The sequence below is a fragment of the Polaribacter sp. IC066 genome (assembly GCF_007997085.1).
Lineage (GTDB): Bacteria > Bacteroidota > Bacteroidia > Flavobacteriales > Flavobacteriaceae > Polaribacter.
This window is the reverse complement of record NZ_VORR01000005.1, coordinates 37,157-59,459: the sequence shown is the minus strand read 5'-3', so window position 1 is coordinate 59,459 and position 22,303 is coordinate 37,157. Positions and strand designations below refer to the sequence as shown.

Here is a 22,303-nt window from a genome sequence, read left to right as displayed (position 1 = left end):
TTATGTTTTCACAATGCTTTTATTAAGGTAACTCTTATTTTTTAAAAAATAAATAATATCAATTAAGTGTTAATTTCACCTCAATAACAGAATAAAACACGGTTTAAAATAACCGTTAAAACCAAGTGCCTTTATCCTACAGATAATTTTAGAAAAATGACAAAAGGCGTAGTTCATGAATCGAAATCGAACAAAAAAAACAACCAAAAAACTACTTTTATCTTATAGATATAATCGAAAAATAAATGCATTTAAGACTATTTTAAAAGCAACAATTTTCATCAAACTATAATTCAAACTAATAAGCGCAAAACTACTCGTAATAAACTTTTTATAATCATCAATTTCTAGAAGATGTTTGCCTTGGATATTTTCAACTATCAAAATAGAGAAATTAGCCAAAACACCAAGAATCACCAACACAAGTAGAATATTTCAAGTGTTTTTACTCGATTTAAGTACATAATTAAGGTTTTTCTTGACAATATTTCAATCGATTTCACTACTTTAGTCCATTATGCATGTGCTATGAAATTCAACGAAGACTCCCGAGTCAAAATACCTTCAATACTCCACTTAATCAAATTAGGATACACCTATCTTTCTTTGAAACAAAATAGTTGGGATGTAGATACAAATATTTTTACCGATATATTTTATAATCAGCTAAAAAAAATCAACCAAAATCTTACTCAAAAAGAAGCTGAAAAAATTTTTACAGAAGTTTCTCTTTCACTAGAAAACGAAGATCTAGGAAGAGCCTTTTACAAGAAGCTAGTAGATCAGTCAGGGATTAAATTGATTGATTTCGAAAATTTCGAGAATAATTCGTTTCATGTCGTTACAGAATTACCCTATGAAAAAGATGATGATACCTTTAGACCCGACATCATCCTTTTAATAAACGGAATGCCGCTTATTTTTATCGAAGTTAAAAAACCAAATAATAGAAATGGAATAAAAGACGAGCATGACCGCATGCAAAGACGTTTTCAAAATAAGAAGTTTAGAAAGTTCATCAACTTAACACAGTTAATGGTTTTTTCTAACAATATGGCGTATAGTGATACCGATAAGCAGATGTTAGAAGGTGCATTTTACAGCACAACAAATTACAGAAAACCTATATTTAATTATTTTAGAGAAGAAGAAAAATTCGATATAGAAGAGTTGCTAACGCCAGTTTCCGATGAAACAGAAAACGTTGTTTTAAAGGATACCAATTTAATCAGTATTAAAAATTCTGATGAGTTTGCTTCTAATAAAAACCCAAATTCGGCAACCAACACAATTGCTACTTCGCTGTTCCAAAAAGACAGATTAAAATTCATTTTGCAATATGCCTTTGCCTATGTGGAAGAAGAAAATGGTTTGGAGAAACACGTAATGCGCTATCCCCAAATTTTTGCCACAAAAGCAATTGCCAATAAACTAGAAAACGGAATTAAAAAAGGGATTATTTGGCACACCCAAGGATCTGGAAAAACAGCCCTCGCCTATTTTAATGTAAAACATCTCACAGACTTTTATCAGCAAAAAAATATCATTCCTAAATTTTATTTTATTGTAGATAGAATCGATTTATTAAATCAAGCAGCAAAAGAATTTAATGCTCGGGGTCTAGTGGTACATAAAGTAGATAGCCGAGAAGCTTTTACAAGAGATATAAAATCGACCAAAGTAATTCACAATAGTTCTGGAAAAGCAGAAATTACGGTGGTTAACATTCAGAAGTTTAAAGACGATCCTGATGTAATCAAAAACAACGATTACAATTTAAGTGTACAACGTGTTTTTTTCTTGGATGAAGTGCACAGAAGTTACAACCCCAAAGGAAGCTTTTTAGCAAATTTAGAATTGGCAGACAAACATTCTATAAAAATTGGATTGACAGGAACACCGCTTTTAGGAAAGGAATACAATTCTAAAACCTTATTTGGCGATTACATTCATAAGTACTATTATAATCTATCTATTAAAGATGGCTATACCTTGCGTTTAATTCGTGAAGAAATTGAAACGAAATTTAAACTGACATTGCAAGAAACTTTAGAAAAAATTAAAGTTTTAGAGGGCGATGCGGATAAAAAGAAAATATTTGCACATCATAAATTTGTAGAGCCGATGCTCACTTATATCGTTCAAGATCTAGAACAAGCAAGAATTGCTATGAATGACGCTTCTATTGGCGGCATGGTGGTTTGTGATTCTTCGGATCAGGCAAAAATGATGCAAACCATTTTTCAAGATAAATACGCTATCAAAGCCGAATCTTATTTTTCAGAAGCTGCAGAAGATCCAGCACCTTATGGAAAAAAGAAATTAGAACATCGTAAAGTAAAAAAGGCGCAAGTAATTTTGCATGATGTTGGCACAAAGCAGGAACGGAAAGATTGGATTGATGATTTTAAAGCAGGAAATATCGATTTGCTATTTGTCTACAATATGTTACAGACTGGTTTTGATGCTAAGCGATTAAAGAAATTATACATCGGGCGTAAAATAAAAGCACATAATTTATTACAAACACTTACCAGAGTAAATAGAACTTATAAAAATCACAAATACGGTTTTGTCGTCGATTTTGCTGATATTCAAAAAGAATTTGACAAAACAAACCAAGATTATTTTAACGAGCTACAATCTGAATTAGGTGATGAACTGCAACATTATTCGAATTTATTTAAATCTGCAGAAGAAATTGAACAGGAAATAGAAGAAATAAAAGATGTCCTTTTTCGATTTGATACGGGGAACGCGGAAGTCTTTAGTCGGCAAATTTCAGAAATAAACGATCGTACAGAAATTAGACAAATTGCCAAGGTTTTAAACAATTCTAAAGAACTTTACAACTTAATTAGATTGTCTGGTAACTTTGAATTATTAGAACAATTAGACTTTAGAAAGTTAGTCGTTTTATCTAGAATGACCAATGATCGATTGGCTTTAATCAACACCAAAATTGCATTAGAAACTAATTTAGAAACGAACAATATTTTAAATACCGCTTTAGAAGATGTCATTTTTGCTTTTACCAAAATAAAGGAAGAGGAAATGGTATTGGCAGATGAATTGAAAGATACCTTGCAAAAAACACGTGAAATGTTAGGTGGAAATTTCGATCCCAAAGATCCTGTTTTTGTTTCATTACGAGAAGAATTAGAACGTTTGTTCAAAAAGAAAAATTTAAGCGAAGTTTCTAAAGAAGACATGGAAGCCAATATTAAGGCATTGAATGAAATTTACGATCAAGCAAAAAAACTAGAAAGAGAGAATCAGCTATTAAGTGCAAAGTATGGTTATGATGCAAAATATGCACGTATTCATAAAAGATTGTTAGAAAAAAATCCGCTAACAGACAATGAACGAAAACTTTTTGAAGCCTTAAAAGGATTAAAAGCCGATGTAGATAGTGAAATTCTACAAAACTCTAAAATACTAGAAAACGAGCGGTATGTAGAAAAAATGATCATGCGTTTGGTCATCAATCAATTTAAGAACAAACAAAACATCAACATCAATGCAACCGATGTAAAACGGATTAACAACATATTGGTAAAAGAATATATCAACGAATATAATGGCAATGTTGCTTGATGTAAATGAAAGGTAACTAGTGCAAAAATAGCGCAAGTTCAAAAGGATCTAGAATGAATGAAATAATTATATACGAATCTAGCAAAAATCAAATTGAAGTAAACATTCAATTTGAAAAGGAAACAGTTTGGCTTAATCAAGAGCAATTAGCTGTTTTATTCGAAAGAGATAGAACGGTTATTGGAAGACATATTCGTAATATATTTAAAGAACAAGAATTAGACGAAAAAGTGGTGTGTGCAAATTTTGCACACACCACTAAACATGGTGCTATAGAAGGTAAAAGTCAATTAAAAGATGTAAAACATTATAATTTAGATGTTATCATATCTGTTGGCTACCGAGTAAGATCTTTACAAGCTACAAAATTTAGGCAATGGGCTACTCAAAGACTTAAAGAATATCTAGTAAAAGGATATACAATAAACGAAAAACGTTTAGCGCAAAAAGAACAAGAAATTCATATATTAAAAAACGGAATTCAAATTTTAAGCAGGGTTATTGAAGAAAAAACAGAAGACCATCAATGGCTTGCCGTTTTTGCAAAAGGTTTACGTTTGTTAGATGATTATGACCATGAAGCGCTAGATGCAAAAGGGCTAACTACAAAAGAAGCAGACTATCCAAGTGTAACCGACTATCAAAAATTAATCAACCAGATGCTCACTGAATTTGATTCTGACGTTTTTGGTAAAGAAAAAGATAAAAGTTTTTTGAGCTCTATTGCTCAAATTGGAAAAGGCTTTGGAACAACTGATTTTTACCCAACCATTGAAGAAAAAGCAGCAATGCTTTTATATCTTGTTGTAAAAAATCATTCTTTTGTAGATGGCAATAAGCGGATTGCAGCAGCTTGTTTTTTAAAGTTTTTACAGCAAAATGAAATGCTATTTAATAGCCAAAATCAACCAATAATTAGCAACGATACATTAGCCAGTTTAACACTTTTTATCGCTTCTAGTAAACCAGAAGAAATGGAAACCGTAAAACGACTCGTAATTAGTGTGCTGAATAGAAATGAAATGAATTGAGAGTTACGAATTAGGAATTACGAATAGCTGTTCGAAACATCAGATAAAGAAATTATCAAGCGGAAATGAGCATGTAAATTGTATATTTATAAATGAAATGTTCTCGATACAAAATTTCTGAAAAAGAAATTTCACTCGAACTGACAGCATGCACCTTATAAATCTAGTTTTCAATCTGTCACATCGAGTGATTTTGCTTTTTGCAAAATTGTATCGAGATGTTTTTTAATTAGATATTACTGAAAAAATAAAGTGAACTATAAATTACATAAAGTACCATGAACACAGCACAATTTGAAACCAAAACCAAAGCATTAATAGACGACCTTAAAAGCGTCTGTGCCAATTATGGTTTAGGAAATGACGGGAACGAATTTAAAATTATCACCCAAGTATTTTTATACAAATTCTTGAATGATAAATATGTGTATGAAATTAAACAAATAGCACCTGCATTGGCCGAAGCCGAGGATTTTGATGCTGCTTTAAAAAGCTATTCTGAAGATGATTTAGAATTATTAAGCATGCAAATTAGCCAGGACACCGCTGTTTTTGCCCCTAAAAATTTATTATCTCGCTTGTTTGAACAACAAAACAAAGATAAGTTTTCAGAAATTTTTGATGAAACCTTTTTAGAAGTTGCCAGCGCCAATAATGATATTTTTTCTGTACTCACCCAAGGCGGAGAAAAAATTGTCTTGTTTGAAAATATTAGCAAATATGTAACCGATAATAGAGATTCGTTTTGCAAAGCATTAATAAACAAATTAGTAAGCTTTAGTTTCGAGCAGATTTTTGAGCAGAAATTCGACTTTTTTGCCACCATTTTCGAGTATTTAATAAAAGACTATAATTCTAATAGTGGTGGTAAATATGCCGAGTATTTTACACCACATGCCGTGGCAAAAATCATGGCAGCTTGTTTGGTAACAGACAAAGAGATCAATAATGCAACTTGTTACGACCCAAGTGCAGGTTCTGGAACCTTGTTAATGAATTTAGCACACGCCATTGGCGAAGATAAGTGTACGATTTACTCGCAAGATATTTCGCAAAAGTCTTCTGCCCTATTGCGTTTAAATTTAATTTTAAACAATTTAGTACATTCTATACAAAACATAATTCAAGGGAATACAATTTTGAGTCCGTATCATAAACAAGAATCTGGACAGTTAGAAACCTTCGATTATATTGTTTCGAATCCACCTTTTAAATTAGACTTTTCTGATTACAGTGCTACTTTAGATTCTAAAGCCAACAAAGATCGCTTTTTTGCAGGAATTCCAAATATTCCGAAAACCAAGAAAGATTCGATGGCAATTTATTTGTTGTTTATTCAACATATTATGCACACTTTATCGGCAAAAGGAAAAGCAGCCATTGTGGTGCCTACAGGTTTTATAACAGCACAATCTGGTATTGATAAAAAAATCCGAGAAAAACTAGTAGAAAGTAAAATGTTGGCAGGAGTTGTTTCTATGCCTTCTAATATTTTTGCAACCACAGGTACCAATGTTAGTATTTTGTTTTTAGACAAAGCAAATACCAAAGATGTAGTATTAATTGATGCGTCTAATTTAGGCACCAAAGTAAAAGATGGGAAAAACCAAAAAACGGTTTTAAGCGAAACTGAAGAACAACAAATTATTGATGTTTTTAACATCAAAGAAATTAAAGAAGATTTTTCTGTAGTGGTTTCTTATGATGATATAAAAGCAAAAAATTACAGTTTAAGTGCGGGACAATATTTTGAAGTAAAAATTGAATACACAGATATTTCTGCAGAGGATTTTTCAACTAAAATAAATAACTTTGAAAGTAATTTAGTAACCTTATTTGCAGAATCTAAAGCGCTGGAAAAGGAGATTCAAACTAATTTAAAAAGTTTAAAGTATGAGCAATAGATTAAGAATTGTTGCCGATTACTCTAAACATAGAATTTCTTTGGATGAAATAGATATTGATACATATATATCAACAGATAACTTACTTCAAAATAAACAAGGAAAAGTTAATGCTGTCAAAATGCCAACACAAACAGTAAATAACGTTACTAGATTTGACAAAGGAGATATTTTAATAGGTAACATTCGTCCTTATTTAAAAAAGATATGGTTAGCCAATTACACAGGTGGTAGTTCTTCAGATGTATTAACATTAAAAATTAAAGAAAATTTTAATTCAACTTTTGTTTATTATTCGCTATTTCGTGATGACTTCTTTGAACATATGATGAATGGTTCAAAAGGAACAAAAATGCCTCGTGGAGATAAAACACAAGTTTTAGATTTCACTATTCCTGATTTTAGTATTAATCGACAAAAACAAATAGCCAAAGTTTTATCAGATTTAGATGCCAAAATAGAACTCAACAATAAGATAAACCAAGAATTAGAAGCAATGGCAAAAACGTTGTATGATTATTGGTTTGTACAGTTCGATTTTCCTGCTCCTTCGTCAAGCTCTGGACAGGCTTGGAAACCTTATAAATCTTCTGGTGGTCAAATGGTTTTTAATGAGGAGTTGAAACGTGTCATTCCAGTTGGTTGGGAGGTGAAAAAAATTAAAGAAATTGCTAAAACTGGTTCTGGGTCAACACCTTTAAAATCTAAGAAAGAATATTATGAAAATGGAAATGTTCCGTGGATTAATAGTGGTGAAGTAAACGCTTCATTTATTATTTCTGCAAAAAAGCATATTTCACAATTAGGTTTAGAAAAATCTAGTGCTAAATTATTTAAAAAAGGAACTATACTGATGGCTATGTATGGAGCAACAGCAGGACAAGTAAGTTTAATTGATCTTGAGGCTTGCACAAATCAAGCAATTTGTGGAATCAATACTAATGATGAAAAATTTAAATATTATACAAAGTTCTCATTAGAGGATTTATATCAATACTTAATTAATTTAAGCACTGGTTCTGCAAGAGATAATTTATCACAAGATAAAATTAAAGAGTTAAATATAATAATACCCGAAGAATCTTTGATTTCAACTTTTCATAATAAAGTAAAATCTAATTTCGATAATATTTTATTAAACCTAAAACAAAATCAAAAACTTTCCGAATTAAGAGATTGGTTATTGCCTATGTTAATGAATGGGCAAATTACAGTTGGTGGTGCAGAAAAAGAAATGAAGAGTTTGGGGTTGGTTGCTGAGGGAGGAGAAGAATATAAATAGATTTATTGCTAGGAAACTATTTACTTTTTCTATTTATAGAAAAGAAAAAAGAAAATAAATATGAATAAAGAATTTTTAGCATCTACTTCTGTCTTTGCAGAAATGGCAAATAATAATATAGATCTTCAAAAAATAATAAATGAATTTATTATTAATACCTATATACTTAATAACACATACTCTCAAAACACTTCAGAAATAAGGAGTGAATTAATTGAACATTTTGACATCGACATACCAGAAGCTATTGTTAGAACGCAGCTTAAAAGACTCAAAAAAGACAATGTTGTTGAACAAATTGACAGTCAATTTATTATTAACCCCAAACACAGGGAGAGTCGAAAATATGTTAATGATGATGTAAATATTAAAAAAGACATACAGTTAGAAATTTTTAAAAATCTATCTGCTTATGTTATTTTGCAAAAAGGTCCGTTGATCAATGGAGATGAAAAATCACTTGAAAGTAGCTTTGTAGAATATTTATTTGACAACACAGTAGAAGATAAATATTCCACTTTAATAAGTGCATTTATAGTAAAAAACGATCACGATACAGAGTTTCTTAAAGAACTTAATTTAATTAGAGAAGGCTCTACTATTCTTAAAGGAATATACTATACTTCTGATTTTAACGACATAAATGTTTGGAAAGATAAACTCACAATATACTTAGATACTGAACATCTTTTGAGCTTAAGTGGTCTTAACGGAGAAACATTTACGCTTATGCTAATGGACTTTTATAATTTAGTAAGAGATATTAACACGAAAACAAAGTCAAAGGGTGATAAATTAATTAAACTGCAATACACAAAAAATGCAAAAGAAGAGATTGAGAAGCTTTTTTATGTAGCTAAATTAATTATTAGGGGAAAAGCAGCATTACAGCCCGGTAAAACTGCAGTTAAAAAAATTGTAGACGGTTGTTCAGAACCATCAGATATTACAAGAAAAGTAAGTGAATTTTTCTCTTCGTTAAGAAATATGGGAATAACTGAAGCCGATGAAATTGATCTTTTTGAAAACCCAGAATATAATATTGTTGATAAAAAAGCATTTATAAAATATTCCACAGAAAAAAATGAAGAACAAATAAATAAAATTTTAGAAGAATTTACTTATATAAATATATTAAGAAACGGAAAAAACAATACTGGTTTTGATAAAATAGGTCACATTATAATGACAGGAGATAGAGTTACCCGTTCTATGAGTTTTGATAATGACTTAAAAATTATAGGTAGTGATTTTTCTTTTGCAACAGATGTCTATTATATAACCCAGAAATTATGGTTTAAACTCAATAGAGGTTTAGGCTTTACATCTCCTTTGCCATCCACTTTAAATGTCGTGAACAAAGCTAGAGTGATCATATCAAGTCAAATTAATTCATCTGTTAGAAAGAGGTTTAATTTACTTGAAAGAGAAATTGCTGCTGGAGCTAGAACGAGTGAAGAACTCGAAGAATATTACCTAAGATTAAGATCTAATACATTTAGTCCAGAAAATATTATTTCTGAATCTCTAGAAGGTCAAATAGACTTTATTTATGATGATGATGATTTAGAAAATTATTTGAGAAATAGATCTGCCGAAAAGTCTGCATTAAAATGGCGTAAACAAAAAGTTGAAGAATTGGAAGCAGCATCAAAAATAAAAGAAGAAGAAACCCGAGAAATTCAACAAAAATTAATTGAGAACTCCTCAAAAGATGCTAATAGAATTTATGGTGTTTACATAATTTCGGCAAAGTTGTCAATTAGTAGTTTAATAATTTTAATTGCTTTTGTTGGCTACATAATAAAACAAGAAACTGACTCTACTCTTTCTGTTATCGTTTTTGCAATTTCAGGAATTTCTCTATTATCAAGTCTACTTAGCTGGAAATCAATAAAAATAAAATTAAAAAAGAAGGCATTTAAAAATCATAATGAGTTAAATAATCAATAAAAGAAATTACATATGAAATTAATTTCATTTTGGATAAATCGCATAAAAAAAAACAAGGTTATATCAACTATTTTAGTGGCATGTTTTTTTATCCTTTGTCTTTTAGTCTTTATAACAGTCCAAGCAATTGTAGAAACTGAAAATTGGAAGTTCTTTGATATTGACTTTATTAATAAAGAAAATATAATTTCTGGATATAGTGCATTACTTGGCGCTATTTTAAGCTCTATTTCAATTATTCTTTTAGTTTACACAATTTATCTACAAAGCGCAGAGTCCAAAAAACAGAAAAAAAGATTTAAAAAACAACATGCACTTCAGAAAAAACAATTTGATAGCGAAAAGTTAATAGCAGAAAATAAGGAAAGATCAAGTAAGTTTTCGCTTATAAAATTAATTTCCGTTTTTCTTGATTCAATTATTAAACACATATAAGAAACTGGAGATGAATTATTTAAATTCATTAAAGCCGAAAAGGAGAATCCACTTAAAATGAATATGCTTTTCTTTTTAGTAAATAAAAGTACTAGTAAATTGATAGAAATGGATCACTTGTCAATCTTTAAAAGTTTTGAATTATTTTTTAAAGATGAAAAAGATTGGATTATAAACTATCAAGTTCTTTTTAATTCTGTTGGTTTTTATAATGATGCCCTTTTAGAATTAAGAGCAAATTATGATTACCATAAAACTGATAAATATTCAAGAAAGAAAAAAATTGGAGAAGAATTGAAAACCTTAATGGATGAATCATCAAGATTACTAAATAGATATAGACAAGAACTTAACGACACTTACCTTGCGTATCCTTTTGCAGAAGTGATAAATGAATTTGTTCCTAAATACTATGAATATTTACAAAAATATCAAGACACAAAAGAGGAGACAGATTTTGATGATCTTTCTCAAAATTTATTATATGATTTTCTCACTAAATGCATGGCTATAAAAAAAGAAATTGGTTTTGATAATTTTGGTATCGAAGAAATAGTGACTCAAGTATCATCTATTAGAAAAGAAATATGGTTATTAAAAAATGATTGTATCTATTTTGCTACAAACAATGAAGAAAGACATGCAATGTTATTTGCAAATGAAAGTAAAAGTTTAATCAAATTAAAGGAATTAAAAACCTCTTTAGATCAGAAAATTAAATTGTTAGAAAAGTAATTTTAATCGTTAGAATTCCCCGACGCTCTGCGTCGGTGGTCAAGAGGAGAGTTTGAAAACCTGGGTTTTCATCAAACTAAAAATATAGTTTTTTTTCCGCTTGATACCTCTATGGCTCTGCCTCGAGGTAGTTCATTAAATATTATGTTCGACTTAAATAAATACGGCTTAACCCCTCTAAAAAATGCACAAAATTTTAAAGAACTTTATTCAATAACAGAGGTATATGCTAGAGCTGCAACAGCTATTTTTGAAACTAAAAGCTCACAAGAAAAAAGTTGTCCAAAAAACACTTTTTTAGGCCTCTGTGAATTGGGCTTAGTAAAAGGAATTCCAAAAGGAAATTATACGAAATCTGTTAAAAATAAAGAATATGCTCTGCAGGCTGTTGAGATCTTAAAGTGGGCTGAAACAAAAACATTTACACCAAAAGAATTATGGGCAGCATTAAACCCCGGAGACAAAAGATCTAATTCTCAAATGGAGGTGGTTTTGGCACTTTGGAATGAGGGTTTGATTGTGGAGTAAAAAAACGAATAGTACAAATGAAAGCGTCAAAATTAGTATGGAGTCAATTAAGAGAGTACGATACGTTCTTTTCATAAAATTTAAGACCTTCACAATCCGACAGTAAAACAGTTACTATAAAGTCATGAGCGAAACCAACCATATCGAATACAAACGAGAACTTTCTAAAAAAGTAGATTTAGCAAAGGAAGTGATTGCATTTTTAGCGATCGTATAGAAATTACATCTACAGGTTCCCTGCCTGATGGTTTAAGTGAAAAAGAATTTTTTGAAGGCTATTCAATTCCTAGAAATAAAGAGTTGATTCGGGTTTTTAAAGATTTAGAACTGGTGGAGCAGTTAGGTTCTGGTATTCCTAGAATTAGTGCGTATTATCCAAAAGACTGTTTTCAGTTTTCAGATAATTTTTTAAGAATTGTGTTACCTAAAACTACAAGTAACCAAGATAGTAACCAAGAAGGTAACCAAGATAAAACGGCTCTATTCAAATTAAGTAGTCACGAATTAGAAAGGTACGTTAAGTTAGTTTCAGAAGTATTAGATAAAGGCAGCAAGAGCGATACCCAAACAATTATTAATAAATACAAAGTAATTGCTAATGGGCTGACAAACCATGAAATTAAAATTTTAAAATTCACCTACAATCCTAAAAAGAAAAAGGAAATATTAGAAGATTGTTTACATATCAGTAATCAGACAAAAAATTTCAAGTATCATACAGATAAACTATTGAGACAAGAATTATTAAGAAGAACATTACCAAATAAACCTACCAGTAAGTTTCAAAAATATTACACCACTGAAGCAGGTAAAGTCTGTTTAAGTTTATTAGAGAATAAAAAGGAATAATAGCGTATAATTTGCAGGCTATTGAGGTTTTAACAAAAGCATAAATCCAACACTAATTTACCCAAAGAAATATGGAGTGAATTAAACCTTGAAGACAAAAGACGCTTTAATTAGTGCCATTAAAGATTCTTTAAAGTAATAATGTATCTTTAATCAAAAAAAAAATCATGTGTTTCCATATTTCCTTAACCAAATCCATAAAAGATATAGAAATTCAGTCTAAAATGATATTCAATGATCCTTTGTCATTTAAGCCTTATTATCATTTTAATGGATGGGAAACAAAGAATTTAGCCATCGTAAAACAAGATGATCCAACATCGATAGTAAATTCAACTTGGGGTGTATTACCAACAAAATATGATGTATTAAAAAGAAAAGAGTTTTTAATAAAAACGAATACTCTAAACGCTACCAGAGAGCGTTTATTTGAAAGTAATTTTTTTAATCAATTCATTAGAAAGCAGCGATGTTTACTATTTGCAGATGGTTTCTTTGAACCTCATTCAGCTATTGGAATAAAAAATAAAATACCTTATTATTTTAAAGAAAAAAATCATGCTTTAATTGCTTTTGCAGGTGTTTATTCTGTTCTAAAGAATAGTTGTACCAAGCCTGTTTATTCAGCTTCTATCATTACTACAGAAGCAAATTCAATGTTTAAAGAAATACATAACACACCAAATAAATTAGGTAGTTACAGAATGCCTTTAATTTTAGATCCTACAGATTATAAGGATTGGCTGCAAACTTCAGAAGAAGATAAAATTAAAGAATTACTAAATACTTTTACATCCCAAGAACTATCGACTTACCCTGTTTCTCCAGATTTATTTTCGACTAAAAAAGATAGCAACATACCTAGTATTTTAAATGAAGTCCCCTTTCAACGAGGTTTGTTTTAAAAATAAAATGAACATCATTGAGAGGTGGAAAAATTGTTATGGAAAGGTTATTGTAGCTTTTAAAAGAATTTATATTGGTGTTTTTTTCATTAAACTCACTTTTGAAACTCTTTTATGATTACCTACGTTTAAACTTCCTTTTTAATGTGTATTTCAAAGCCTCTTGCTCAAGATCATCATTTGTCATTATAGTATTTTTTAAAAACCAAGCATCAAGTATTGATTTTTCAAAATACAGTTTTTTACCATTTTTTGAATGAGGAATATTACGAGAACCTGTCAATTTATAAATATTCGATGTTGAGATACTCAAATAGTTTGCCAGTTGTTTTAAATTCATTATTTTGGGAGAAGTAGGATTCCCTCTATTTTCTTGCATATCTGAATAGATATTTTCCAGTAATTTTTCAATGCGCTCTAATCTGTTGTTGATAATTTCGAAAGGATTTTCCATAGTTATTATTTTAAGTTTATTTTATTTCTTGTTAAAATTCTTGTATGAAGAGAGAAATTAGATAACTATAAAAACAAATAAAAATGAAAAAATGTATTTTTCAGAACTATTAAACTTAAAAAAACATTGAAAGCTGAAGTGAAATTGAAAATAATTAAAAGAAACAAAGATCAATTCCAATAAAAAACCCTTGAAAATCAATTGATTAACAAGGGTTTTGCGGAGAAAGAGGGATTCGAACCCCCGGACCTGTTACAGTCAACAGTTTTCAAGACTGCCGCATTCGACCGCTCTGCCATTTCTCCAGTGCGTCTCATCAGATATACTCTGATTGCGGGTGCAAATATAGAAACCTTTTTCATTATTTGAAACAAAAAAACTATTAATTTTTATTTATTTTGAATATCTCAAAATATAAAAGATATCCCTCTAATTATCAAACCATCACAAGAAAATAAATAATTTAGGAATCATAATTAAACAACGTCTAATGAACTTACTTTTTAAGTAGATTCGTATATTTGTGCTAAAATTATATCTACTTATGTCTTTTAACTCTTTCGGAAATTTATTAAAAGTAACTACCTACGGAGAATCTCATGGTACTGCAATTGGTGGTGTTATCGACGGATTTCCCGCGGGTTTAGCCTTAAATTTTGAAGCAATTCAAGAAGAACTAAATAGACGTAAACCCGGGCAATCTAAAATTGTAACGCAGCGTAAGGAACCTGATACCGTTGAATTCTTATCAGGCATTTTTGAAGGAAAAACTACAGGAACTTCTATTGGTTTTATCATCAAAAATACAAATCAGAAAAGTAAAGATTACAACCACAACACAAACGTGTACAGACCTTCGCATGCGGATTATACCTACGACCAAAAATACGGAATTAGAGATTATAAAGGTGGCGGAAGAAGTTCTGCTCGTGAAACTGCAAACTGGGTTGTTGCTGGTGCTTTGGCAAAACAATTAATTGCTAGCATAAAAATTAATGCGTTTACCTCTTCTGTTGGCGATATTTTTATAGACAAACCATATCAAGATTTAGATTTTTCTAAAACAGAAAGTAATATTGTGCGCTGCCCCGATGAAGCTTCTGCCGAAAAAATGATTACTCGAATTAAAGAAATTAGAAAGGCTGGCGATACTATTGGAGGAACCATAACCTGTGTTGCACAAAATATGCCCGTTGGCCTTGGTGAACCTATTTTTAATAAATTACATGCAGAGTTAGGTAAAGCAATGCTTTCTATTAATGCTGTAAAAGGTTTTGAATTTGGCAGCGGATTTTGTGGCGCAAAAATGAAAGGTTCTGAACATAATGATATTTTTAACGAAGATGGTTCTACACAGTCTAATCTATCTGGCGGTATTCAAGGTGGAATTAGTAACGGAATGGATATCTATTTTAGAGTTGCCTTTAAACCTGTGGCAACCATTATGAGTTCACAACAAACCATTAATTCTGAAAATGAGCTAACAGAAATAACAGGGAAAGGAAGACATGATCCTTGTGTTGTGCCAAGAGCAGTACCAATTATAGAGGCGATGACAGCTTTAGTGTTAGCTGATTTCTGGTTAATTAATAAAACTAGAAAAATTTAACCTAAAATTATTCATAAAATAGCTATTTTAAATTTCTGCTAAAGTCATTATTTTTTTTTGGAATTTATGGTCCACTAGGCGTCTTTGAGGAAATCTAAACGTTAAGATTCTAATCTATTATTACAATTCTAAATGAATTGTGTAGATTCAATAAAATATATGCTTACATTTAAGATTTAATTTTATCCCTTGGAATCTAAAAGATTATATTTTATTGATATCATTCGTGCTTTTGCCATTATAATGATGCTGCAAGGTCATTTTATAGACACACTTTTAAATACAACTTACAGAGATTTAAATTTAATTCCGTTTGCTGTATGGTCTTATTTTAGAGGAATTACAGCGCCTACGTTTTTTACGATTTCAGGACTAATCTTCACCTATTTATTACTAAAAGCGAAAGAAAAAGATGATGAGAAACAGCGAATGCGAAAAGGAATTATTCGAGGTTTCTTTTTAATTTTTGTGGGATATCTTATAAGAATTCCTATTTTGCAATGGTTATCTGGCAGCTTTAATACTTATTTTTTAGTTGTTGATGTTTTACAATGCATCGGTTTAAGTTTAATTTGTATTATTGTTCTTTACTTTTTATCCGCAAAAAAGTTAGTGCTTTTTTCATGTGTTACTTTGTTTGTAGGTGTTTTAATTTTTCTTACCGAACCCTTGTATCGTGTGGTAAATTTTGAAAGTGTTCCTCTTATTTTACGCAATTATATCTCCAAAAATAGAGGCTCTATATTTACCATTATCCCTTGGTTTGGTTACTTCTCTTTTGGTGCTTTTTTAGCTACTTTATTTTATACTAATTTGCAAAAAAGAAATTTTAAGGCAATTGCTGTGAGTTCTTTTATCTTTACTGGTGCTATTTTGATATTTTATTCTTCTTATCTTTTGGCTGAAATATCAAAAGCAACCAACATTCAATTATTTATGGACTCCGCTAGTTATAACTACTTATTTACTAGATTGGGCAATGTTTTTCTTTATTTTGCTTTTTTCTATGCATTCGAAAAATATTTAAAATTTCCTTTACTTTTAAAAATCGGACAAAAAACATTGTCTATTTATGTAATTCACTTTATTCTTATTTACGGCAGCTTTACAGGAATTGGTCTAAAATTAATAGGCAAAACCCTTGCACCATGGCAAGCCGTTTTTGGTGCCATCTCATTTATTACTTGTGTCTGTTTTATTTCTTTTTATTACGTGAAAACAAATGCTTTTGTCTATAAAAATTTAAGAAACTTTTTTGATACCGCCAAGAATAAAAAAATTCAGGGATGATAGATTTAATTAAAAGACATTAGTGTAAGATTAAAAATATTTTTAGTCTGATCATCTCTCTCAAAAGAAAGGATTCTGTAAGTTTTTTAAATGATACCTTTCTTTTTTAGAAATAACCTCATCAAAATAAAGTAGCAGATTTTATTTTAAATTATAGGTGTTTGTTAAGTAGTTAAAATCAAGTCTTAATTCTTGATTCTAAAAACGATGCAATCTTGAGTCTTTTATCGGACAAGAATGATTCAAATAATTCATTTTCGTGAATATTTTTTATTTTATCAATACAAAAAAAGCAGCTGTACAAAAATACAACTGCTTATTATATAAAATAACTAATACCTACTCTCCTTGTCCTAAAGAAAACCCTCTTTTTCCGTCAAACTCATATAAGTTTTCAATTTTAATCACTTGAAAACCTTCATTATTTAATTTTGATAATAAAGCTATTATTTTTTCAAAATCTACCGGATTGTACACCAAATTTCCTTCTATTTTAGAGTGTATATCTACAAATCTACATCTCCAATGATCTGTGCAATAGGTTTCTTTCATCCCTTCGGGATATACTTTTACCCCTCTGTTGGTTATCATTTTTAACTTCATTTTAAAAGAATCGATACCAGATAAAATATCGCCTATAATAGTAGCATCGGTACCTTGCCAGTTGATAAAAACATCCACACCCACTAAAACTTGCTTTTGTTCTTTTCTTTTATAAACAGGAATCACAATTTCGCCGTTACCTGCTGCTAAATTACTTATCGGTAAAGTTGTTGGTTGGTTTCCTAGATTTTCAATGACTTTAGAAGCAAACTCACTTGTAGAAACTAATTCTTTAGAAATTGACTCTTGATACACGTCTGCCGTATGATAGCCTTTTTCTAAAGTGGTTAACCAAGCATTTTTAATAGTGTATGCAATTTCTGTTTTACCTACATGAGACAGCATCATTACTGCGGCATTTAGTAATCCAGAAGGATTTGCTATTTTTTTTCCAGCAATATCTGGTGCAGAACCGTGAATAGCCTCAAACATTGCTATATTGGTGCCGATATTAGCAGAACCAGCCATACCCACAGAACCTGCGATCTCTGCTGCAATATCAGAAATAATATCTCCGTATAAATTAGAAGTTACAATAACATCATAATTTTCTGGATTAGCTGCTAATTTTGCAGAGCCGATATCTATAATTTGAGAATTACTCTCTATGTTAGGATACTCTGCAGCTATCTCTTTAAAAACACTGTGAAATAAACCATCCGTTAATTTCATAATATTATCTTTTACCATACAAGTAACCTTCTTTCTTCCATAAGCTTGGGCATACTCAAAAGCATATCGTACTATCTTTTCGCAACCGGGTCTCGTAATCAATTTTAAACATTGTACTACATCTTGTGTTTGTTGGTGTTCTATACCTGCATATAAATCTTCTTCATTTTCTCTTACAATAACAACATCCATTCCTGCAAAATTAGTTTTTACATAAGGCGCATACGCATTTACAGGTCTTACATTGGCAAACAATCCTAAAGATTTACGCAAGGTTACATTTAAACTTTTATAACCTTTTCCTTGCGGTGTTGTAATAGGTGCTTTTAAAATTAATTTATTTCTGTTGATTACTTCCCAAGCACTTTTTTCTATTCCGGCAGAATTGCCAGACAAGTATACTTTTTCACCAACTTCAATTTTTTCAGCTTCAATATTTGCTCCTGCAGCTTCTAGAATTCTTAAAGTAGCATCCATAATTTCTGGACCAATTCCATCACCATGTGCTACTGCAACTCTAGTAATAGTACTTTTACTAACATTTTTTTCTTTTTGCTTTATTTGAATATTTTCCATCTTTATATTTTTTGATGGGGCAAATATCAAAAAAATTAATCATAACTTTTTATTTATGTTTTTTATAATAAACATAAACAATACTTATGTATAAAGTTGGTTTATTCTATAAATTTAGAAAATAAAATCTAAATAATTACATATAATACCATTGATTTATCGCGATAAAAAATCGAAACATCCGATTTATTTCTTTTAAAATAACCTCAAATAATTTAAAAATCCTCGAAAAATATAGCTAAAAAAGTTCGACAATTATTTTAAAAAAAAGTCAAAATTATTTTACTTTTAAAAAGTATCACCAAAAAAAACACTTCTAATCCTTAAAATTCTACTAGTGTTGAGGCTCTATAATTAGAATTAATAGTGTCCGATTAAAAATATTTAGGTTCATAAATCGTTTTAAAATGAAGAGATTTCACTTTTTTTTTTTAATAATACCTTATATTTTGAATTAATTTTAAAAAAAATCATCTTTTTTTCTCTTATTTTAAGTTGGTTATCATCAAGTCTTGGTTCTGAAACTGCAGTTCGTTTTAAAAGTGAATCGGCTTGTTTCTTTAGCGAACAATGATGAATTAGAAATACAACAGTCAATCTTAAAATCAAAAAAAAGCCAATTTGAAAATACAAATTGGCTTTTACTTTAGGTTTTTAAAAAAATTAATCAATCTTTTTACCTTCTTTTTGAACTTCTAATTCTTTAAAATCTCCAGCATTAGATACTGTCCATTTATCAAAAGTTTTAAAGTATTTTTTAATCGCTGCATTTACCTGATCTACAGTTAAACTTTTTACCTGCTCTTCTATATTTTTTTGAAATGTTAAATCGCGGTCATAATATAAATTAGTCTCTATTAAACCTGCCAACTCATCATCTTTTGCACGCGCAACACTTTGAGCTTGCACCCAACCATTAACGGTAGATTCCAGTTCTTCTTTTGTAATACCATCTTTAATAAATAGTGCAATTTCTTCCTTAAAACCTTGCTGTACTTTAGCAGCATTTTCAGGTGCATAAATTGCATACACAAAAGCTGAAGAGCTTTTATCTTTACGATCATTATCTACACTTACTCTGCCACCTGCTCCGTAACTAATACCATCTTTCTGACGCAATCTATTCGCGATTCTAGAGGATATAAAACCACCTCCTAAAATTTCTCCGGCAACCTGCAAAGCAGCATAATCTTTATCATCTGTGCTAACTTCCATACTCAATACACCAAAAGAAATCGCATTCTTTTTGTCTGGTGTATTAGTACTTTCATTGGTTGCTGTATTGGCAAGGTAAGGTTTCTGTATATTTTTAAATGCACGATTATTTCTAAAATCGCTAAAATTTGTTTCAAAATAATCTTTTAATTTTTGCTCATTTAAATTACCAATTGAAACTACACTAGCATTATCAGAAATACCGTAGAACTCTTTATGATATGCTTTTAAATCTGCCACAGTTACAGCTTTAATTGCCTCTATTTCTTCATCTAAAGTCATAGCATGATTAGGATGCCCTTTCGGATAAATTTCACTCATTATTGAGCTCATTTTACGGATGGCTATTGCCTGCGGATCTGTTTTACTTTGTTCTAAACCTGCTAAATCTTGTGTTTTTAGCTTTTCTAATTCTGTTGCATCAAAAACAGGATTTTTCAACATGTCTGTCATCACATCTAGCGTTGCCATTAAGTTTTCTTCTGTAGAGCTAACCGTGGCGTTTATTTGTCCGTTAGAACTACTCACAAAAGTAGAAGATTTTAAAGCACTCAAGGCATCTTCAATATCTTGTCTAGATTTAGTGGTGGTTCCTTTGTTTAACATACGCCCTGTATAACTCGCAATTTTACCTTTATTCATAAAATCATCAACAGTACCATTTCTAATCGTAAAATCTAAAGTTACGGTCTCACCACGATTATTCTTTTTTATAAATCCGTATTCAATAGGTGCTTTCTGTAACATACCCGTACTTAAATTGTTCTGAATATTATCATGAGACACATCAAAAGCGTCACCAGCGTCTAAACCTTCTCTTCCTTTATAATTTGCAACAAGTTCTTCTAAACCTTCTGTATGATCTATGGCAACCGTTACAGGGTTTTCTGTAGGTACAAATAAACCAACAGTTCTATTTGTTTTTATTAAATACCGTTTTACAGCAGTATTTACTTGGTCTAAAGTCATAGACTCAATAAAATCGCGGTAAATAAACATTAATCTCCAATCTCCGGCTCCAATAAACTCACTCGTATACGTTGCTAAATAAGAAGAATTACGAGAAATTTGATCCATTTGCTTTAACATATTTGCCTTCGCACGCTTTAATTCATCTGCTGTTACTGGTTCTTTAGATAGGTTGTCTAAAACATTTAATAATGTTTCTTTAGCCGCCTCTAAAGACTTATCCGAAGGCACATCTACATTGATATACAGAAATGATGGCTCTTTTGTAAATGGCGTATAAGAATAAAGACTAGAAGCCTTTTTACCTTCAACTAAAGCTTTATACAATCTTCCTGAAGGTTCATCTGTTAATACTTGTTCTGCAATAGCCATTGCTGTAAAATCTATGTGCGAAACTGCTGGAATATGATATAAGGCAGCTACAATTTGTAAATCACCAACTCGATTTAAAACAACTGTTCTCTCTCCGTCTTGAGCTGGCTCGATAGTAGGCACATCTTTAAGTGGCACATCTGGATTTTTTAACACCCCAAATTTTTCAACAATTAACTTTAATGTCGCTTCAACATCAATTTTACCAGTTACCATTAATACGGCATTACTAGGTCTGTAATATTTTTTATAAAAAGCTTTTAAATTTTCAATGGGTACCCGCATAATATCAGAACGATTTCCAATAGTAGATTGTCCGTAATTATGCCATAAAAAAGCGGCACTAATAACGTTTTGTGATAAAACACGCGATGGAGAATTCTCTCCGCTTTCAAACTCGTTTCGTACTACCGTAAATTCTGATTGTAAATCGTCATTTGAAATATAAGAATTCATCATTCTATCTGACTCTAAATCTAAAGCCCAATCTAGATTTTCTTCGGTTGCATTAAAGGTTTCAAAATAGTTGGTACGGTCATAATAGGTTGTTCCGTTGGGTCTTGCCCCATGAGATGTTAACTCTTCTGTAATGTTTGGGTGGTTAGGTGTACCTTTAAACACCATATGCTCTAATAAATGAGCCATCCCTTTTTCACCATAACCTTCATGCCTTGAACCTACCTTGTAAGTGATATTCACCGTGATAGTTTGTGCAGAATTGTCTGGAAATAATAGTACTTTTAGACCATTATCTAGCATGTATTCGGTAATACCTTCTACACTTGCTGTTTTTGTAATTTGTGCGTTTGATGGTACTGACAATGCAAAAATAAATGTGCAGAGTACCATACTTTTTAAGGAATAAATTAGTCTTCTCATGATATATTTTTAGTTAGTATGCTATAAATGTACAAATTACAGCGCAACATCGCTAATAAAAACAAATTATTTATAAAAATTATTTCGACTTTTATTCATTTTTTTTTGTTTGATGGTTTTTAAGATAGTAACAAATATTATTTGCTAGCTAATGAAATAAACATTTATACACACTCATAAAAGACAAACATTATTATAAACGATGCTTACCAAAACTCCATTTAAATTCAATTTAAAATGATTTTATAACAAAAAAGTTTCTTACAAATTCTGTCATTTAATGAATAAATTTCTGGCCGCAATCAACTTTATCTTATTCGTTAGTACCTAAAGCAAATAGCAGTTTCTCTATTAAATACAAAATAAATACTCTTTAAATTAGAAGACCAAACTTTAATGATGTACATCTATAAAAGTCAATTAATAAATTAGTTATGTGATAATT

The 22,303-nt window shown here is 30.3% G+C and carries 14 protein-coding genes, 1 tRNA gene and 1 pseudogene; 12 read left to right on the top strand and 4 right to left on the bottom strand.

The genetic code is table 11. The annotated features are described in order from the left end of the window. The first annotated feature begins 528 nt into the window (after nt 1–528). The 10 genes and pseudogenes from ES044_RS02560 (at nt 529) to ES044_RS02515 (ending at nt 13,219) form a co-directional block, all read left to right on the top strand. On the top strand, nt 529–3,597 hold the full coding sequence (locus ES044_RS02560) for a type I restriction endonuclease subunit R (protein ID WP_147117908.1): 3,069 nt from the start codon (nt 529–531) through the stop codon (nt 3,595–3,597). Between the two features lie 53 nt (nt 3,598–3,650). Further along, nucleotides 3,651–4,628 (top strand): RhuM family protein, encoded by a 978-nt coding sequence (rhuM, locus tag ES044_RS02555; RefSeq protein ID WP_147117909.1) that lies wholly within the window; start codon nt 3,651–3,653, stop codon nt 4,626–4,628. A gap of 278 nt (nt 4,629–4,906) precedes the next feature. After that, entirely contained in the window at nt 4,907–6,532 is a 1,626-nt protein-coding gene (locus ES044_RS02550; protein WP_147117910.1) for a class I SAM-dependent DNA methyltransferase, read from the top strand. 40 nt (nt 6,533–6,572) lie between these two features. After that, nucleotides 6,573–7,814: a restriction endonuclease subunit S gene (locus tag ES044_RS02545; RefSeq protein ID WP_223269098.1), complete on the top strand. Its 1,242-nt coding sequence runs from the start codon at nt 6,573–6,575 to the stop codon at nt 7,812–7,814. Between the two features lie 60 nt (nt 7,815–7,874). Further along, the gene (locus ES044_RS02540; RefSeq protein ID WP_147117912.1) at nt 7,875–9,767 is read left to right on the top strand and encodes a hypothetical protein; all 1,893 of its coding nucleotides are present in this window, start codon (nt 7,875–7,877) and stop codon (nt 9,765–9,767) included. Nucleotides 9,768–9,779: 12 nt separating this feature from the next. After that, complete coding sequence (locus ES044_RS02535; protein WP_147117913.1) at nt 9,780–10,202, top strand: hypothetical protein; 423 nt, start codon at nt 9,780–9,782, stop codon at nt 10,200–10,202. A 63-nt stretch (nt 10,203–10,265) separates the two neighbouring features. Further along, nucleotides 10,266–10,937: a hypothetical protein gene (locus ES044_RS02530; protein ID WP_147117914.1), complete on the top strand. Its 672-nt coding sequence runs from the start codon at nt 10,266–10,268 to the stop codon at nt 10,935–10,937. A gap of 144 nt (nt 10,938–11,081) precedes the next feature. Further along, nucleotides 11,082–11,465 (top strand): DUF6979 family protein, encoded by a 384-nt coding sequence (locus ES044_RS02525; protein WP_147117915.1) that lies wholly within the window; start codon nt 11,082–11,084, stop codon nt 11,463–11,465. A 198-nt stretch (nt 11,466–11,663) separates the two neighbouring features. Further along, nucleotides 11,664–11,892: pseudogene (locus ES044_RS19415) on the top strand (ATP-binding protein); the annotation flags it as partial. A 589-nt stretch (nt 11,893–12,481) separates the two neighbouring features. Beyond that, entirely contained in the window at nt 12,482–13,219 is a 738-nt protein-coding gene (locus tag ES044_RS02515; RefSeq protein ID WP_147117917.1) for an SOS response-associated peptidase, read from the top strand. Nucleotides 13,220–13,337: 118 nt separating this feature from the next. On the opposite strand, the gene ES044_RS02510 is transcribed toward ES044_RS02515, so the two are convergent. Together ES044_RS02510 and ES044_RS02505 are read right to left on the bottom strand one after the other, a co-directional pair. Next, nucleotides 13,338–13,673, bottom strand: coding sequence for a helix-turn-helix domain-containing protein (locus tag ES044_RS02510; protein WP_147117918.1), 336 nt, complete (start codon nt 13,671–13,673; stop codon nt 13,338–13,340). A gap of 220 nt (nt 13,674–13,893) precedes the next feature. Next, nucleotides 13,894–13,978, bottom strand: a tRNA-Ser gene (locus tag ES044_RS02505). 239 nt (nt 13,979–14,217) lie between these two features. Between ES044_RS02505 and aroC the strand changes: the two genes are divergently transcribed. Both aroC and ES044_RS02495 read left to right on the top strand, forming a co-directional pair. Next, nucleotides 14,218–15,282 (top strand): chorismate synthase, encoded by a 1,065-nt coding sequence (aroC, locus tag ES044_RS02500; RefSeq protein WP_147117932.1) that lies wholly within the window; start codon nt 14,218–14,220, stop codon nt 15,280–15,282. Nucleotides 15,283–15,471: 189 nt separating this feature from the next. Further along, nucleotides 15,472–16,572 (top strand): heparan-alpha-glucosaminide N-acetyltransferase domain-containing protein, encoded by a 1,101-nt coding sequence (locus ES044_RS02495; protein WP_147117933.1) that lies wholly within the window; start codon nt 15,472–15,474, stop codon nt 16,570–16,572. A 339-nt stretch (nt 16,573–16,911) separates the two neighbouring features. On the opposite strand, the gene ES044_RS02490 is transcribed toward ES044_RS02495, so the two are convergent. Both ES044_RS02490 and ES044_RS02485 read right to left on the bottom strand, forming a co-directional pair. Continuing rightward, nucleotides 16,912–18,423 carry an NADP-dependent isocitrate dehydrogenase gene (locus tag ES044_RS02490; protein ID WP_147117934.1) on the bottom strand — a complete coding sequence of 504 codons (1,512 nt, stop codon included), beginning with the start codon at nt 18,421–18,423 and terminating at the stop codon, nt 16,912–16,914. A gap of 663 nt (nt 18,424–19,086) precedes the next feature. Beyond that, nucleotides 19,087–21,858, bottom strand: coding sequence for a M16 family metallopeptidase (locus ES044_RS02485; RefSeq protein WP_147117935.1), 2,772 nt, complete (start codon nt 21,856–21,858; stop codon nt 19,087–19,089). Nucleotides 21,859–22,303 lie beyond the last annotated feature (445 nt).